Below are 17,262 nucleotides of genomic sequence, written 5' to 3' on the forward strand. Positions count from 1 at the left end.
ACTAAAAATGTGTGTTTAGGTGAGGGTCTATATGAAGATTTTAGTAGTGGATGACGACAAAGAAATTGTAGAGTTACTCAGTATTTACATTAAAAATGAGGGCTACGAACCAATTACAGCAAACTCTGGGCAAGAGGCACTTGATGCATTAGCACAACATAGTGATATTGCATTGATGGTCTTGGATATCATGATGCCAAATATGGACGGAATTGAAGTTACAAAACGAGTTCGTAAGGACTCACAAATTCCAATCATTATTGTCTCAGCAAAAACAACTGACATGGATAAGATTCAAGGATTGATCACAGGTGCTGACGACTATGTCACAAAACCATTCAATCCATTGGAAATCATGGCTCGTATACGTTCGCTTTTGCGCCGTAGTGCTCAACAAACTTCCAAGAATGTTCCCGATAAATTAGAAGTCGGACCAATTACGATTTATAAAGATTCACATGAAGTCGTGACTGACTCTGGTAATAAAGTTCAATTAACAGCATTGGAATTTGGCGTGCTATATTTATTAGCCAGCCATCCAAATCGAGTTTTCTCAGCTGACGAAATTTTTGAACGAGTATGGAAGCAAGAAAGTGTTGTTTCAGCAAAAACAGTTATGGTTCACGTATCACATTTACGTGACAAGCTTGAAGAAGCAACAGATGGCGAAAAAGTCATTGAAACCGTATGGGGTGTAGGTTATAAAGTGGAGGTTTAGTTTTTGAATAATCGAATTAAACTGAATGATAAAGAAAAAGGTGTCCTCCTAATTGAGGGAATAGGCACCTTTCTTTTATTTCAGATAATTAATGTAATTTTAGTTATGGCATCAAATTTGTTTTTCGGCAGTAATGATAAAAAAAGTTTCTTCGCTTTATTGCATATGGATATTTCGCACGGAAATCTTTCCAAAATATTATTGTTACTAGCATTGGTTATTGTTCTGGAAATATTCATTTCATTGCATGTGGTTATGAAATCGTATCGCCAATTCCAAGTTAAATACTTCGAGGAAGAGTTATCGAAGATAGCTTCAGGTGCGTTGGATCAGCGGATTGATATTCAGGTGAATCCCCAACTTCAAGGGCTTGTAACTAGTATCAATTCATTGATTGAGAATACCAATGAACATATTGCCGAGCAACGTCGTTCTGAAAAAAGTAAGGATGAGCTGATCACAAATGTTAGTCATGATATTAGAACTCCCTTAACTTCAATTATTGGTTACCTAGGCTTGATTGAGAGTCGCAATTATGAAGACTTGGACCAAATTTTAAAGTATACTCATATTGCGTATAACAAATCTCTCGAAATGCAGACGTTAGTTAACGACCTATTTGAGTATACTAACGTGGAGCATGCTAACAGTACACTTTCGATGACAAAATTTGATATGGCTCAGATGCTAGATCAACTGTCAGCTGACTTTGAATTGGAAGCTAACAAGCGAGGGATGGAAATTGTTGTTAATGCCGATCCTGAACGAATCTTAATGACCGGTGATACCGACAAATTAGGCAGAGTTTTCAATAATCTGATTATGAATGCCTTTAAATATGGGAATGATGCAACTCACTTATGGTTGAATGCAAAGCAGACATCTGAGGAAGTTGTCATCAGTGTTGCTAATAATGGAAAGCCAATTCCAAAAGATTCTCTCGATCACTTATTTGACCGTTTCTATCGAGTCGAAGATTCACGATCGAAAGAGACCGGTGGAACTGGTCTTGGATTAGCAATCGCACAAAGTATGGTTAAAATGCACGGTGGATGGATTGATGTTCAATCGGATCCCGACCGTACAGCATTTATCATTCATTTTCCTATGAATACACAAAATACCAGTGAGGAATAGAATGAAAAAATTTTTTAAAAAAATTGCGATAGTATTTGCAGTTCTATTGAGTTTACCTATTTTAAATATTCAAAATGTCCAAGCAGCTGAAGCACCTGATGTTAAGGCTTCAGCTGCTTTAGCGTTTGATGAAAAATCAGGTCAGATCTTATACTCTGAACATGCTGATAAAAAGGTAGCAATTGGTTCAATTACCAAAGTATTAACCTTATACTTGGTTACCAAAGCAATTCATGAGAAGAATTTGAAATTTACGGACAAGCTCAAACCGACTGCTGCACAAGCTCAGATGACACAACATGATGAGCTAACAAACGTTAGTTTGGATGCTAACAAAGAGTATACGGTCCAACAATTGTACGACGCTGCTTGGATTGTTTCCTCAAATTCTGCTGCCATGATGCTTGGCCAAAAAGTTGGTGGTACGGAAATCAACTTTATCAAGTTAATGAGAAAGACTTTGAAGAGTTGGGGCATCAAGGATGCTGAAATCTATAATGTCTCTGGGTTGAATAACTCTTACCTATATAAAGGGATGTATCTTGGTAAAAAAGATTCTGAAAATAAGCTTTCTGCAAATGATATTGCTATCATTGCTAAACATATTTTGGATGAATATCCAGAGATCCTAAAAACTACTTCGAAATCTGAGTTAACCTTCCCAGCTGGAGAAGGTACCAAAATCTACAAATCATTAAACTTACTTCTAAAAGGTAATCGTGATTACCAGGAAGGATATGAATTCGATGGTTTGAAGACTGGTACAACTAAAGAAGCTGGAGATTCATTTGTCGGGACCTTCCCAACTGACAACACTCGGATCGTGACTATCGTGATGAATGTTCAAGGAGAATCAAACGATAAAGACAAGCGTTTCAGAAGCACACAAAACTTGGCCCATTATGTGAAAGATAATTTTGAATACAAAACGGTCTTGAAAAAGGATCAGACGGTAAATGTTTCAAAGAAACAGAAGTATAAGAGTTATCGTGAAGTTAAAATTTGGATGCCAGCCGACTTTAATAAAGATTCACTTGTGTACAAGAAGGCCGATAATGCGCTGGGATTCAACGTTGCATCTGGTAAAAGACAAGCTAAATTAATTATTGAAAATATTCCCGGTGGATACATTCAATACCCAAATACTAAACACAAAATTAAGAAGATTGTTCCAAAGAAAGTTCACAATTCATTTTGGGACAACATTGGAAATTTCTTCAAACATTTGTTTTAGGAGATAAAAATGAGTTTAAAAATCAGTCAAGCAATTGATATTCTCAAACAGGATCATTTATTAGTTTCGAGTCAGGTTACTGACCTTGATAAATCTGTAACTAATATCAGCTACAATTCCCGTGAGAAACAGGATAATGGGATTTTCTTCTGTAAAGGTAATAATTTCAAAGCAGAGTATTTACAACAAGCAATTTCCCAAGGTGCTGAAATTTATGTTGCCGAAAAAGAATTTGATTCGGATACAGACCACATTATTGTCAATGACATTCAAAAAGCCTTGGCATTGTTGAGTGCGGCCTATTTTGGTAATCCTGAAAAAGATTTATTCATCATCGCTTTCACAGGAACAAAGGGGAAAACTACCACTTCATACTTCATTTATGACATCCTGAAAGAAGTATTTCCTAAGAAAGTTGCTTTGTTCTCAACAATCGATCGCATCGTGGGACCAAATCCAGAGGATAAATTTAAATCAGATTTGACCACACCAGAATCGCTCGAACTATTCCGTGACATGCGACGCGCCGTTGATAATGGCATGACACATTTAGTAATGGAAGTTTCGTCACAAGCTTATAAGAAAAATAGAGTTTATGGTCTAACATTTGATATTGGTGGCTTCTTGAATATTACACCTGACCATATTGGAGCTAACGAACATCCAACTTATGAGGATTACTTGTTCTGCAAAAAACAGTTGTTGATTAATTCCAAGATCAACATTATAAACCGTGATACAAATGACTTTGACACTGTTTATTCTGCTGCCTTAGAAACTAGTTCAGCTGATAATATTTATTTGTTTGGAAGAGACCAAACTAAAGATAACTTAGATTTCTTGTTAACTAGTAAAGAAGCTACATTAAAAGACAGTATTTTCCATGTTGAAGCTTTGAATGATAAAGCTGTAAGCTTAAATATTACTGGTGATTACAAACTTGGACTAGTTGGTGATTTCAACGAAATCAATGGTACAGCCGCCATTTTAGCGACTGGATTGCTCGATATCCCAACTGCTGATATTTATGATGGCCTTCAAGGAGCGCATGTTCCTGGAAGAATGGAACACATTACTAGTAAGTCACACGGAATCATCTTTGTTGACTACGCACACAACTATGCTAGTATGAAAGCTCTACTTGGGTTCTTACACACGGAATATCCTAAATCTAAGCTCAAGGTGGTCGTCGGTAGTCCCGGTGACAAAGGTATTTCCCGTCGTGCTGGATTCTCTAAAGTCTTAACTGAATTAGCTGATGTCGCCATTTTAACCACTGATGATCCTGGTTTCGAGAATCCTGCAGATATTTGTGCAGAGATTTATGGAAAAATTGATCACAGTAAGGTTTCAACCAAGATTGTGCTCGATCGTAAGGAAGCTATTCGAGAAATGATTACTAGCAGTCAAAATGGTGATATTATTGTTTTGGCCGCAAAGGGTAATGACGCATATCAAAAGACTAAAGGAGTCGACGTACCATATCCAACTGACCCAGTAGTTGCTAAGACAGTACTAAAAGATATCGAGGGTGAATAATTATGAAGAAATTTTTTACAGTTCTCGGTGGAATGGGCACTCTAGCCACTGAAAGTTATGTTCGAATTTTGGACCAACGCACAAAAACTGAAAAAGATCAGGACTATCTAGATTATATTGTGGTCAACCACGCCACTGTTCCTGACCGTACCGACTACATAATCGATCACAGCAAACCTAACTTTTTGCCTGCGATTGTTGAGGATGTACAACAACAAAGTTTGCTAAAACCAGCTTTTATGGTTATGATTTGTAACACAGCTCATTATTTCTTCGATGAGATTCAAGCTGCCACTGATATTCCAATCGTTAATATGCCATATTTGGCTATTTCAACAATGAAGAAACAATATCCTAATGCTAAAAAAGTTGGTTTAATTTGTACAAAAGGTACTCTTCATGATCATATTTATGAGGACTATATTACTGACGCTGGTTTTGAATTATCATTAGGGGATGCTGAGATTCAGGATGAAGTTGAAAGCTTGATTTATGATGACATTAAGATTAAAGGGTCTGTAAATGAAGAAAAATACTATCACATTCTACAAACAATGCATGACAAATTTGGGTGTGATGTGATTGTTCTCGGTTGTACAGAATTATCATTGGCACAGGAAATGGCACCTGATCACGACTATGACGTAATTGATGCTCAGAGCATTATTGCCGACAAGTCGATTGAATTAGCAACAAAAGTTAGAAGAGGCGAGGATATCGATTTTTCTAAGATTTATTAATGTTCACTAACATTATATTGATTAAAATCGTAACCCCCTTATAATTTAAGTTACAGGAGGTACTTATACTATGTTAAAAAAATTATCATTAACAACCGCCGTATTAGCCGGTCTATTACTAGCTGGTTGCTCAAATACTCAATCATCTAGTTCAACTACATCAAACGACAGTACGGAACAAACAAAGAGTACCAAATCAACCAACCCATCCAAAAAAGCTTCTAAGAGTGATGACAATGACTCAAAGACTGCTTCAAATGACAACAATGACAATGATGACGAAACAAATTCAAACAGTAATTCATCAAATGGCACCAATTCTTCAAGTAATTCAAACGGAAGCAGCAATACATCAAGTAATAAATCAGCTGCCTCAAACGGACAATCATCAACACAATCAAGCTCATCTTCATCAAGTGCTAACGTCGTTAACTCATCCAGTGACGCTACAACTTTGTTAGGTGACAAGTTGGCTTCAACCTATGATCGTGCAACAACCCAGTATGTTTCAAACGGTAAAATCACTTGGAATAATACTACAGGTTATCAAGTAAATGTTTATACTAAGGGATCTGACTCACCAGCAGGTAGTTATTTAGTAGCTGCTAATGGTCAATATTTCCAAATTTGGTAGTACATTACTTGCCAATAATTGAATAAGAACTTAATATTTTAAGAGGTCGGGACGCCAAGTCTTTGACCTCTTAAATTTTGAAAAAAATAATTTATAAGGGGATTATTATGAGTCGGAAAAAATATTTTTTAACGTTTATAGTTTTATTCATGTTAATTTTGACCGGCTGTGCCAAAAATAATTCTCAGAAAAATATCATCACAACTACAGTCAATACGTACAATGAACCGGTTAAAGCAATTGTCGGTAACAGATATAAAGTTGAATCGATTATCAAATCGGTCAATGTTGATCCGCACAGTTTTTCTCCGTCGACAAATAATTCTAAACAAATTGCCGATTCAAAATTAATTGTTGCGAATGGATTAGGATATGACGACTGGGTTAATAAGATGGTCGAAGCGAATAGCCAACAAAAAAATTTGATTGATTTTGCAAATGTTCTTGGTAAAAATGATGGCGCTAACGAGCACATCTGGTACGGAGTTGACCATATGAAGAAATTAGCTAAAGCAGTTTATCAACATATGGCTAGGGTTGACGTAAATAGTAAAAATTACTATTATGATAACTATACAAAATATTTGCGGAAACTCGACAAACTTTCTGACCGTGAAAAATCCATCAAGAAATACTCTCAAGGCAAGGTGGCATACGTTACTGAGCCATTGCCAGATTATTTGTTGCATGACATAGGTGTCAAAGTTGGAGACTACCATTTTGCCAAAGCTATTGAAGATGACACTGATCCTTCAATGAAGGACGTCAGAAATTTGGAAAATGGTATGCGCGAGCACAAAGTCGATTTTCTCGTAGTTAATAAACAGGTTACTAGCAGTATTATTACTAAAATGATTAATACCGCCAATGAAAATAATATTCCGGTCGTCTATTTCACAGAAACTCTACCAAGTGACTTAGGTTATTACGATTGGATGAATGGTAACTTGAATCAAATTGAGAAGGTAGTAAAGGAGTAAAGCTGTGATCGAAGCCAAAAATCTTACTAAAAAGTTCGGCAAGCAAGTTGTTTTTCAAAATGTGAATTTCAAAATTGATGATGGTGAGTTTGTCAGTATCGTTGGCCGTAATGGGGCAGGTAAAACGACCTTGGTCAAAATATTAATGGGACTTGAGAAAAAGACTAGTGGCGATATTGTAATGGATCACAAGCACAAAATTGGCTATGTACCACAGTTTAGAAATGTCGATTTAGATTATCCACTTGATATTGAACATTTTATGCGACTTAACTTAAAATTTACTTTAAATCCGGCTCAAAGACGAAAAGATACTGAATTAATTGAGAATATCTTACAAGAAACTAACTTGTTAAATTTACGCAAACGACCATTAGGACTGGCTTCCGGTGGTGAAAAGCAGAAGGCATATTTAGCCCAAGCTTTAGTTAATAAGCCAAAAATCTTAATTCTGGATGAATCAACTGCCAGTCTGGATGTTGATGTCAAAATCCAATTAATGGATTTGGTTCAAGAGTTGAACAAAAAAGAAGGTCTGACAGTTCTTTTTATTACCCATGATTCTGAATTAACTAAGAAATACACTAAGCGAGCATTGCTGTTTGACCATCAAACAGTTGAGTCTATTGGCGTAGATGAAATCGCAGAAGATATGTTTGAATAGGAGGATAATATGTTTGAATATGAATTTATGCGAGAAGCCTTTATTGCCAGTACATTCATCGCGATAACTGCTGGTATCGTCGGCGTCTTTGTAGTATCCAGAAATATGTCCTTCTTGTCGCATACACTTTCTGAAATTGGATTTGCTGGAGCTGCCTTTGGGATATTAATTGGAATTTCGCCACTTGCAGGGATGATAATTTTTACATTAGTGAGTTCGATTGCCGTGGGTGGATTGAGTAACGAATCCTCTAGGCGAGAGGCTTCAATCAGTGCCATATCATCGTTATTCATTGGTTTAGGTATCCTATTCTTGTCGCTGTCATCAGAATCAAGTTCGTACGCGACAAATATTCTTTTTGGTAGTATCGTAGGTATCAGTTCAAAAGAAGTTAACCAATTGATGATTTTGGCAGGGTTTGTGATTGTCGTATTCATTCTGAGTTACAAACCATTAGCGTTCGATTCATTTGACCATATTGGTGCAAGAGCATCTGGTCTCAATACGAGATTTTTATCAGTTATTTTCTTAATTACTTTGGCCTTGAGTGTCAGTATCGGAGCTCAAATTGTTGGTTCCTTGTTAGTGTTCGTTCTGCTAACACTACCTGGCGCAACTGCCAGATATCTGGTACACTCAGTTCCGAAGTTGCTAATGATCTCAGTTGGTTTGTCGCTGGCAGGTGTGTGGTTAGGGCTATACTTAGCTTTCATCACCAACTGGCCAGTAACATTCTTCATTTCAGCCTTTGAAGTAATTGCATACTTCTTAGGCCTATCCTACAAAAACTGGAAATTAAGCCACTAGGGAGAATCAAACTTTTAACGTCAACTACTCCCCACTGAAGTAGGGAGCTTGTAAGAACTAATGAAACAAGTCACATTAGCATCACAATTTACCTAGATACACCGTTGCCTAGATATACCGCAGTATTCCTGGGTCTTACATAGTAATTACTAAGGTCTTTAAAGTCCGCAAGTTGCCAAACGGACTGAACAGTTTTACATTGCTTTAGCTAATATGTTTTTAGCCGCGTTGTGATCACGGATGTGATATTGATTACAGTTGGGACAAGTCCATGTTCTATCAGAAAGGGTTAGTCTTTCTTCACCCTTCATTACGTCACCACAATTTGAGCATGTTTGAGTTGTGTACTTTGGATCAACAGCAATAAAGACCTTATCGTACATCACCGCCTTGTATTCCAGCATTTGTAGAAATGTTCTCCAACCAACATCACTGATGCTCATAGCTAATGCATGATTTTTTAACAAGTTTTTACTCCTTAACTCTTCAGCTACTACCAGATCGTGGTTCTTGATGAGTGTAGTAGATGTTTCATGTAAGAAGTTAGTACGACGATTACAGACTTCATCATGTAATTTGGCAACAATTACTCTTTGCTTTTGATAGTTCTTTGAGTTCAGTAATCGTCGATGTTCTTTTTTAGCTCGTAGTTGTCTTCTTGAAAGAATTCGTTGTTGCTTAGCAAGTCGTTTCTTGTTCTTTCTGTAATATCTTGGATTCTCTACAACATCTCCATTAGAAGTTGTTAGGAAATTTTCCGTATTAAGATCAATTCCAATTGAATCTCCCGTACTCTTCCTTGTCTGAACAAAAGGAGAATCAGATGCCAATTGAAGTGAGATGTAGTAGTTTCCAATAGCATCCTTAAATACTGTCACAGTTCCAATACGGATATCAGAATGGTTAACCATTAGTCTTTTATGACTTCCGGATACCCTGATACGTCCAATCAAGGAAATATTAATATGCTTGTTATCAAGAAATCTGATATTACCATTTAATAGTGACGGAGTTGTAACTTTTGAGGGATATCGGTTTGGTAATTGGAAACTTCCTGAATGCTGTTTCTTATGGAATTTAGGAATACCTGTAGTATGGACTTTCGTAAACAGATTCCAAGCTGCTTTATAGTTTCGAATCGCCATACTTGTAACATCAGTACCAACATTGAATTTATTCAGCCAAGAACGAAGTCCGAAAAGATACTTAGTACTTTCTTTACGTTCAGTTAAATAGTCGATTCGATCTTGGACTTGTTTGATGTATAACTTACATTTACGAAGTTTATACAATTCTCTATCAATAGCGACCATTTCATTATAAGCAAATCTAGAACCATTAAGATTGTGCTCAATGATTCGTTTCTGTTTATCTGAGGGGTAACATCTAACTTTCACACCATAAAAGTACTGGTACTCATTCATTGATTTGCGCACCTTGTTGCCCGTCCTTAGATAAGTAATTTCGAATATGTATCATTCGATATGGTTATCATATCAATGTACGAACATATGTTCAAGAAAAATGTTAAAAGGAGTAACACAAACTATAATTAAGAAAGGCGGTCTCATAAAACGATAATTCCTCCCAGCATTTAAATACTGGGTTTCCTTATCTTGAGACTCTTATGAAAGAATTATGGGACAAGTATAAGGATACAATTCCTTATCTATTTTTCGGCGTATTAACAACAATAGTAAACATTGGATTATTCACATGGTTTGCATATCCACTTCACTGGAACTATCAAATTGCTAATGTAGTGGCTTATTTCTTATCAGTAGTATTCGCATACGTAACTAATAAACTATGGGTCTTTGACTCACATACAAGTACATGGAAAGCATTTTGGTTAGAGATGGGTTCATTCTTCCTATTCCGTGCGGCATCTTGGGTAATTGACCAAGGTACAATGACAATCGGTGTTACTTTGTTAGGCCAAAGCAAATTTATCGTGAAGATCATTGCTAACGTTGTGGTCGTCGTATTAAATTACGTATTTAGTAAGTTTATTATCTTTAGAAAACGTGAAAAGCTTGATAAAGCTGATAAACGATTAGAAAACGAAAAAAATGAAGCTTAAATTAAAAGGCAGAACACTGAATTTTCAGTGTTCTGTCTTTTTTAGTATTAACAATAATTTTTGTAAAAACAAACACATTATTTAAGGAAACGTATTCATATAATTTTTTTGCTAATATTTACAAGAAATTTACATTGACTTGTTATGTTGTTAGTTGGGGGTGCGTTTACTTGTCAGAAACTGTTCAGTCGATGGTTTTTTTGCCACATCTTTTCATTTTGGCGGTCCAACTTTTTTCGTTTCATTTAATTTCCAAAAAGTTGTATCGTGATAGATTTATTATCGGGGCTTTATTTATTGGATTAATAATTATCTCGTTTATTTCTAATTCAATATTAGTTGAGTCAACGGTATTACTGGCACTCAGTTTGGCTTTGATAGTCCGCGCCCAAGAATTGAAAAACAATAATTATTTAGCATGGGGATTGGTGCTGATGATTGCACTAATCGGATTTTTAGGTTACTTCATATACTCTCTCTCCGGATTGTGATGGCATTATTCGAATTATTTTAAATATTTGAGGGGAGAAAAGATGAGTATATTTCACTTTATTATTGTATTAAGCTGTCTGTTAATAATTTCATTGAATGGAAGATTTGGTTCTAATCTTAGAATTGCGGTGGGGATGTGGAGATTCGTAATTTCATTGCCACTTGCTGCATTATCAATATATTTAATTTATACAGAAACACCAATGTTGTTGCCAATGACGATAGTTATTCTACTAATGTTACTGACGACAAATTATTTGAAATATAAACTCTAAACATTAATTCTGTGGAGGATAATGATGAATCTGGATCTGTTAATGTTGATTTTAGAGGTGTTATTAGTATTGATTTTAATTTCAAAACCTGGAATTGCTTTTACCAATAAGCTGCGTCACCAATATGGGGTGAGGAGATATACAGTAATAATTCCTTTTTGTATATTGCTCTTATTTGGAGCGTATAAATTAGTCCCAGTTGAATTACCTTTGACGACAACGTTAGTGCTAATTGCACTTGCTGCAGATGAATATTTGTCTCATAAACACTAGAAAGCTGAATTTGAATGAAAAAAATAACACTTAACCTTTGAGGCTAAGTGTTATTTTGCTATTCTTGGAGTTCCTTAATTGCTAAAGCAAAATCTCCAACGGTTGCCGAACCGTTATTTTTAACGAGTGGCATTGTAATATATTTATTTAGATCGCCAACTTCAACGTAGTCGTTTAACATGTCGCTGAATTGTGCACGGACTTTATCTAGGAAAGGTTCACTGACAACTCCACCACCGAAAACAATTTTGTCGGGACGAAGAATTAGAGTAACTTGAATTGCGGCTTGAGCAACGTAATAGGCCATAATATCCCATGTGTGATCTGTTAGTGGAACATCTTTACCAGGTTTGCCTAGTCGAGCATCGAAAGTTGGACCAGCAACTAGACCTTCAAGACAATCGCCGTGGAAGGGACAAATTCCTTTGAAATCCAAATCGTCAGGGTGACGTTTCAAGAAAGTGTGGCCCATTTCTGGATGGCCGACGTTGCCGACAAATTCACCATTTTGAACAGCACCACCACCGACACCAGTACCGATTGTGTAGTAAACTAATGAGTCGATTTTTTCATTAGAAAGAGTTGACATGATGTATTCACCATAGGCTGAACCGTTAACGTCTGTTGTCCAGAACATTGGTACGTCTAGTTCTTTCTTTAAGGTGCCGACGAAATCTGTATTTTCCCAGTTTGGCTTGGGAGTTTTTGTGATATAACCATATTTTGGAGAATTTTTACGTAATTCAATTGGTCCAAAAGATGCAATTCCGATAGCTTCGACATCAAATTGTTTGAAATAGTCGATTGTTTTACGGAGAGTTTCTTCCGGAGTGGTTGTTGGAAAATGTGTACTGTCCTGAATACTGTAATCTTCATTTCCAACGGCACAAACAAACTTTGTCCCACCAGCTTCTATGCTACCTACTAACAAATTGTCATCCTCCTGATTATTGTATGTTTAATGATAAAAGATTAGCATTGTAATAATTTGCCGTCAAATTAGTTTGAATAATAAAAATAGAATTGAAAAACTCTGCGTAATTTATTCAGGTAGCAAGCTAAGCGGCGGAACCAAACTGAGCTATCGCGAGGTGAGGTCTATGAGTAGAGCAGATTACCTGTTGGCCTCCAAGGGAGGTTGCCTTGACATTGTATCAGGCCTTGATGCTTGTTTTACAAGCGTTAGTACTTGTCGTAATGATGCATGATTCTTATCGAAAAAAATAAGCCGTCCTAGGTTTGAACGGCTCACGACTGTTTTATAAAGTGTAGCTTAGTAACCGCATTGCGGGCTACTTTTTGCAGGGACTGTTCACGCAGTTCCTGCTTTTTTGTTGCACACTGAGTATAGCACCAATGAAAATACATACGTATGAATAATGATAATCAGTCAAAGATGACCAAATTTGATGAAATAAAAAAATTACAAGAAATTATTAACACATTTCTCGTAATTTAGTTTGTAGCAGGTTAAAGCGGCGGCTATCTTTTGAAAAGAAGGTGGTCTAATGAGTAGAGACGTTTACTTGTGGCCTCTAAGGAGGTTCATATGACATTGTATCAAGTGTTGATGTTTGTTTTACAATTATCAATGCTGTTAATTATGATACATGATTCAGATCGAAAGAAATAAGTCGCATAAACTTTCGACTGTTTTCGACTTATTTCCTAGTTGTTAACTAGTCACCGCCATTAGGGCTATAAGGTGAAGACTGTTGATTCAGAGCTTCACCTTTTTTGTTCGAGTTAAGTATAGCACCGTGAGAAACTTTACTACGTCTAAAGTGTTTTTCCTTCAGAATTGACCATATTACGATCGTCTATGCATTTCATTATAACTGAAAACAAGATTATTATTTTCAATCAAATTTTCATAAATAAATTATGATGAAAAGGGTGCAATATCATTGCTTAACGTGGGAATTCCCCGTATAATGCAAGCTAGACTATTTTGAAGAAAAGAGAAAATATATTTGATTACTGTTAATGATGTTAGTTTGCACTTTGCTGATCGTAAGCTTTTTGATGATGTGAATATTAACTTTGCACCAGGAAATTGTTATGGCTTGATTGGTGCCAATGGTGCGGGTAAATCAACTTTTCTAAAAGTTTTATCTGGCGAAATTGAACCCTCAACCGGTTCTGTCAAATTGGGACCAAATGAACGTTTGGCTACTTTGAAACAAAACCACTTTGACTATGATGATTATACAGTTATGGAAACTGTAATGATGGGTCACGCTGACCTTTATAAAATTATGCAAGAAAAAGATGCTATTTATGCTAAACCTGATTTCAATGAGGAAGATGGTTTGCGTGCAGCCGACTTAGAAACTAAGTTTGGTGAAATGGGCGGCTGGGAAGCTGAAGGTGAAGCTTCTCAAATGCTTCACGGATTGAATATCCCTGAAAAATTGCATCAAGTTAAAATGAACACTTTGACTGCTGGTCAAAAGATTAAGGTCTTGTTGGCACAAGCTTTATTTGGTCAACCTGATGTTCTATTGCTCGATGAGCCAACTAATGGTTTGGACGTTGAATCAATTGACTGGCTTGAAGAATTCTTGATCAACTTTGAAAATACTGTTATCGTCGTTTCCCATGATAGATACTTCTTGAATAAAGTATGTACATACATGGCTGATCTTGATTACGGTAAGATCAAACTTTATGCCGGTAATTATGACTTCTGGCAACAATCTTCTGAACTTGCCCAAAGTATGAAGCAAGATCAAAATGCTAAAAAAGAAGAGAAAATCAAGGAGTTACAAGACTTTATTGCTCGTTTCTCTGCTAATGCTTCTAAATCTAAACAAGCCACTTCACGTAAGAAGATGCTTGATAAGATTACTTTGGATGACATCCAGCCAAGCTCAAGACGTTATCCATTTATCAAGTTTGTTCCTAATCGTGAGATCGGTAATGACTTGTTGAAAGTTGATAACTTGTCAGTAACTATTGATGGTAAGCAGATTTTGAAGAATGTCAGCTTTATTCTTAACAAAGATGACAAGGTAGCTTTCTTGGCTAAAGATGATATGAAGACAACTGCCTTATTCAGAGTTATTTCTGGTGACTTAACCCCTGATTCAGGAACGATTACCTGGGGTGTCACAACTAGTCGCGCATACTTGCCAAAAGACTTTAACTCAATGTTCAATGAAGAGACACCAATCATTGATTGGTTACGTCAATTCGCTGAAAAAGGTGAAGATGACGATACCTTCTTGCGTGGTTTCTTGGGACGTATGATCTTCTCTGGAGACGATGTTACAAAACACGTTGATGTCCTTTCCGGTGGGGAAAAAGTTCGTGTCATGCTATCTAAGATGATGTTACTGAAAGCCAATGTCTTACTATTGGACGATCCAACCAACCATTTGGATTTGGAATCGATCACAGCACTTAATAATAGTTTGATTGATTATAAAGGTTCAATTCTCTTTGCATCACATGACCACCAATTTATTCAAACAATTGCTAACCGTTTGATTTACTTAACTGAAGACGGAGTTGTTGACCGTGCAGATACAACTTATGATGAATTCCGTTTGAATCCACAAGTTGAGAAACAAATTGCTGAACTAGATAATTAAATACTATTGGCGTTATGAAGGAAACTTCATGACGCTTTTTTGTTGCAAAAAAAAATAAGCCCGAAGGCTTATCTTAATAGATTTCAGTATTTCTAATTTTACGTAGTATCTTGAGAGAACCATCTTTATATCCGAGAAATCCATAAACGATAATTCCGATTACGGCTCCGATTGAAAGAACAATGGTTGCTCCAACCTTATATTGGTCGTTAATCACTAGTGATAACAAGTAAACTGAGATACCAACGACGACAAACATCACTACACTGTCTAAGACGACTCTTAAGAGACGTTTGGCCAAGCCTGAGTCAACTATACCAAATTCCTTGTTGATTAGTCTGAAGGCGAAATGGCCCATGACCGCGAAGGCGATAGTTGATGACAATAGTGGTCCATAAACACCCAGATAAACGGTGAAAGGTAATTGAAGTACTATTTTGATGATGTATGCCAAAAGCAAGAACCACATTGATTTCTTAACATGGTGAGTTACCTGAAGAATATTTTCCAAAATCATGAATACACAGTAGAAAATGGCCTCAGCGCATGATACCGCCAAAACGTAGGCACCTTGTGTACTAGCACCGTAGAATAATGTCCAAAGTTGTGAGCCGATTGCGACCATGCCAAGTGTTGCTGGCAAAATTATAAAAATCGTGAACTCAACAATATTGCGCATCAATTTTTGAATGTGTTTAGTTTCTGACTTACGAGAAATTAAGGCTGATAATGCCGGGATTACGGAAGCTGAAACCGAGATTGCTAGTGAAACTAGCACCATAATTAGTTTGTTAGCTTGGAATCCAAACATAGCATAAAGATCATCGATAGTTTTGGTACTTGCGTGGATAATTGATTGATAAATCCATGAGAACGTAGTCTGATCGAATAGTTGTAACACTACCATAATAGTATCAACTAACAAGAATGGTATAGCCGATTTCAGCATGCCACCGAAGTTAACTTTTTCCAAAGGTTCGTTGTCTGGAACTGGTACGACATCCTCTGGTTTGATAGTTCTTCGGACACGGCGACGCATCCAAAATAGGAATAGGTAAGCCAGTGTTGCCCCGATAAATGAAGCAAGAGTTGATTGGTTAACGGCTTGCATGTAGTTCCCGTTTTGCAAAATCATGATTGTGTATGTTGCGTAAAGCATGTAGGCGACACGGGCGATTTGCTCGATTACTTGTGAGAACGCGGATAGTGAGATGAATGCGTATCCTTGGATGTATCCTCGCAAAATTCCGAGGGCCGGGATTACTAACATTGCGATACTCAAATATTTAATTGGCGTGACAACTCGCATGTCTCCGGCGGCGAAAATGATTGCGACGTATTTTGAGCCGAAAAACATAATGGCAGCGAGGACGACACCAATCAATGTCATATAGACACTGTATTTTTTGAGAATCTTCTCACTTTGGTCATAGTGTCCGAGTGAGTTTGATGCGGCAACTTCTTTTGAAATAGCGGATGGAATTCCCGCTGTGGCAATGATCAGAAATAAGTTGTAAATGTTGTAAACACGACCATATAAGGCATTGGCGACACCAACTGAGGCGGCTCCAATCCAGATGTTCCAAGGGATGATGTAAACAACAGCTAAAATTCTTGAGATTATGCCACTAACGGAAATCCATAGTGAACTTTTTAAGAGTGAATCTTTCTTCATAAAAAGGTGTCCTTCTAATTGCGATAAATTTTAATAGAAAAATAGAACTAGTAGGAAACCGATTAGTGCTGGTAATCCTTGTAAGAAAATAATTTTTTTAGTAACCGTAAATGCACCGAAAATTGCGACGACCATAACGTAACCTGTCAGCAATAACATCAAAGTTTTTAATGTTGCTCCGGTGAAAATTAAGATAACAGCAAGGATTAATATTCCCAGCATTAAGTTATAAATTCCTTGATTTTTGAGTGCGGTCTTGGCATTCTTCTGTTGTACAAATGTACCTGGCATATCGAAGGCATCTGCTTGTTTAGCGGTTGAGCCAAACATCTCAAAGAGTCCGATACCAATGTGTTCAATACCAATAATTGCGATAATAACTAAAATAAATATGTCCATGATAGTCCCTCCAATA

At 36.7% G+C, this 17,262-nt stretch carries 17 protein-coding genes and 1 pseudogene; 14 read left to right on the plus strand and 4 right to left on the minus strand.

Annotated elements, in window-relative coordinates; all coding sequences use genetic code 11:
- Positions 1–31: 31 nt before the first annotated feature.
- The 9 genes from ABM34_RS09650 to ABM34_RS09690 all read left to right on the plus strand — a co-directional run bounded on the left by ABM34_RS09650 (position 32) and on the right by ABM34_RS09690 (position 8,453).
- Positions 32–718: a response regulator transcription factor gene (locus tag ABM34_RS09650; RefSeq protein ID WP_048705345.1), complete on the plus strand. Its 687-nt coding sequence runs from the start codon at positions 32–34 to the stop codon at positions 716–718.
- Positions 719–721: 3 nt separating this feature from the next.
- Positions 722–1,855: a sensor histidine kinase gene (locus tag ABM34_RS09655; RefSeq protein WP_048705347.1), complete on the plus strand. Its 1,134-nt coding sequence runs from the start codon at positions 722–724 to the stop codon at positions 1,853–1,855.
- A gap of 1 nt (position 1,856) precedes the next feature.
- Positions 1,857–3,089 (plus strand): D-alanyl-D-alanine carboxypeptidase family protein, encoded by a 1,233-nt coding sequence (locus ABM34_RS09660; protein WP_048705348.1) that lies wholly within the window; start codon positions 1,857–1,859, stop codon positions 3,087–3,089.
- A gap of 9 nt (positions 3,090–3,098) precedes the next feature.
- A complete protein-coding gene (locus ABM34_RS09665) occupies positions 3,099–4,628 on the plus strand; it encodes a UDP-N-acetylmuramoyl-L-alanyl-D-glutamate--2,6-diaminopimelate ligase (protein ID WP_048705350.1) in 1,530 nt (509 codons plus the stop codon).
- A gap of 2 nt (positions 4,629–4,630) precedes the next feature.
- Positions 4,631–5,368, plus strand: coding sequence for an aspartate/glutamate racemase family protein (locus ABM34_RS09670; protein WP_048705351.1), 738 nt, complete (start codon positions 4,631–4,633; stop codon positions 5,366–5,368).
- A gap of 70 nt (positions 5,369–5,438) precedes the next feature.
- Positions 5,439–6,002: a hypothetical protein gene (locus tag ABM34_RS09675; protein ID WP_048705353.1), complete on the plus strand. Its 564-nt coding sequence runs from the start codon at positions 5,439–5,441 to the stop codon at positions 6,000–6,002.
- 107 nt (positions 6,003–6,109) lie between these two features.
- Complete coding sequence (locus ABM34_RS09680; RefSeq protein ID WP_048705355.1) at positions 6,110–6,982, plus strand: metal ABC transporter solute-binding protein, Zn/Mn family; 873 nt, start codon at positions 6,110–6,112, stop codon at positions 6,980–6,982.
- Positions 6,983–6,986: 4 nt separating this feature from the next.
- Complete coding sequence (locus ABM34_RS09685; protein ID WP_048705356.1) at positions 6,987–7,646, plus strand: ATP-binding cassette domain-containing protein; 660 nt, start codon at positions 6,987–6,989, stop codon at positions 7,644–7,646.
- Positions 7,647–7,655: 9 nt separating this feature from the next.
- Positions 7,656–8,453 (plus strand): metal ABC transporter permease, encoded by a 798-nt coding sequence (locus tag ABM34_RS09690; RefSeq protein WP_048705358.1) that lies wholly within the window; start codon positions 7,656–7,658, stop codon positions 8,451–8,453.
- Between the two features lie 194 nt (positions 8,454–8,647).
- Here the strand turns inward: ABM34_RS09690 and ABM34_RS09695 are convergent, their stop codons facing one another.
- Positions 8,648–9,877 (minus strand): RNA-guided endonuclease InsQ/TnpB family protein, encoded by a 1,230-nt coding sequence (locus tag ABM34_RS09695; protein WP_048705360.1) that lies wholly within the window; start codon positions 9,875–9,877, stop codon positions 8,648–8,650.
- 203 nt (positions 9,878–10,080) lie between these two features.
- Between ABM34_RS09695 and ABM34_RS09700 the strand changes: the two genes are divergently transcribed.
- The 3 genes from ABM34_RS09700 to ABM34_RS09710 all read left to right on the plus strand — a co-directional run bounded on the left by ABM34_RS09700 (position 10,081) and on the right by ABM34_RS09710 (position 11,303).
- Entirely contained in the window at positions 10,081–10,536 is a 456-nt protein-coding gene (locus ABM34_RS09700; RefSeq protein WP_048705362.1) for a GtrA family protein, read from the plus strand.
- Positions 10,537–10,706: 170 nt separating this feature from the next.
- Positions 10,707–11,027, plus strand: coding sequence for a hypothetical protein (locus ABM34_RS09705; RefSeq protein ID WP_048705363.1), 321 nt, complete (start codon positions 10,707–10,709; stop codon positions 11,025–11,027).
- Positions 11,028–11,069: 42 nt separating this feature from the next.
- A complete protein-coding gene (locus ABM34_RS09710) occupies positions 11,070–11,303 on the plus strand; it encodes a hypothetical protein (RefSeq protein ID WP_048705365.1) in 234 nt (77 codons plus the stop codon).
- Positions 11,304–11,634: 331 nt separating this feature from the next.
- Here ABM34_RS09710 and scrK read toward each other — a convergent pair whose 3' ends face one another.
- The gene (scrK, locus tag ABM34_RS09720; protein ID WP_048705368.1) at positions 11,635–12,507 is read right to left on the minus strand and encodes a fructokinase ScrK; all 873 of its coding nucleotides are present in this window, start codon (positions 12,505–12,507) and stop codon (positions 11,635–11,637) included.
- 1,066 nt (positions 12,508–13,573) lie between these two features.
- Between scrK and ABM34_RS13600 the strand changes: the two are divergent.
- Positions 13,574–14,089 (plus strand): annotated as a pseudogene (locus ABM34_RS13600) (ATP-binding cassette domain-containing protein); the annotation flags it as partial.
- Positions 14,090–14,212: 123 nt separating this feature from the next.
- On the plus strand, positions 14,213–15,172 hold the full coding sequence (locus ABM34_RS13605; RefSeq protein ID WP_470290499.1) for an ABC-F family ATP-binding cassette domain-containing protein: 960 nt from the start codon (positions 14,213–14,215) through the stop codon (positions 15,170–15,172).
- Between the two features lie 73 nt (positions 15,173–15,245).
- On the opposite strand, the gene ABM34_RS09730 is transcribed toward ABM34_RS13605, so the two are convergent.
- Positions 15,246–16,847, minus strand: coding sequence for a putative polysaccharide biosynthesis protein (locus ABM34_RS09730; RefSeq protein ID WP_048705371.1), 1,602 nt, complete (start codon positions 16,845–16,847; stop codon positions 15,246–15,248).
- 30 nt (positions 16,848–16,877) lie between these two features.
- A complete protein-coding gene (locus ABM34_RS09735) occupies positions 16,878–17,246 on the minus strand; it encodes a DUF1304 domain-containing protein (RefSeq protein WP_048705373.1) in 369 nt (122 codons plus the stop codon).
- Positions 17,247–17,262: the final 16 nt, after the last annotated feature.

It is taken from the genome of Companilactobacillus ginsenosidimutans (genome assembly GCF_001050475.1).
In the GTDB taxonomy this organism is placed as follows: domain Bacteria; phylum Bacillota; class Bacilli; order Lactobacillales; family Lactobacillaceae; genus Companilactobacillus; species Companilactobacillus ginsenosidimutans.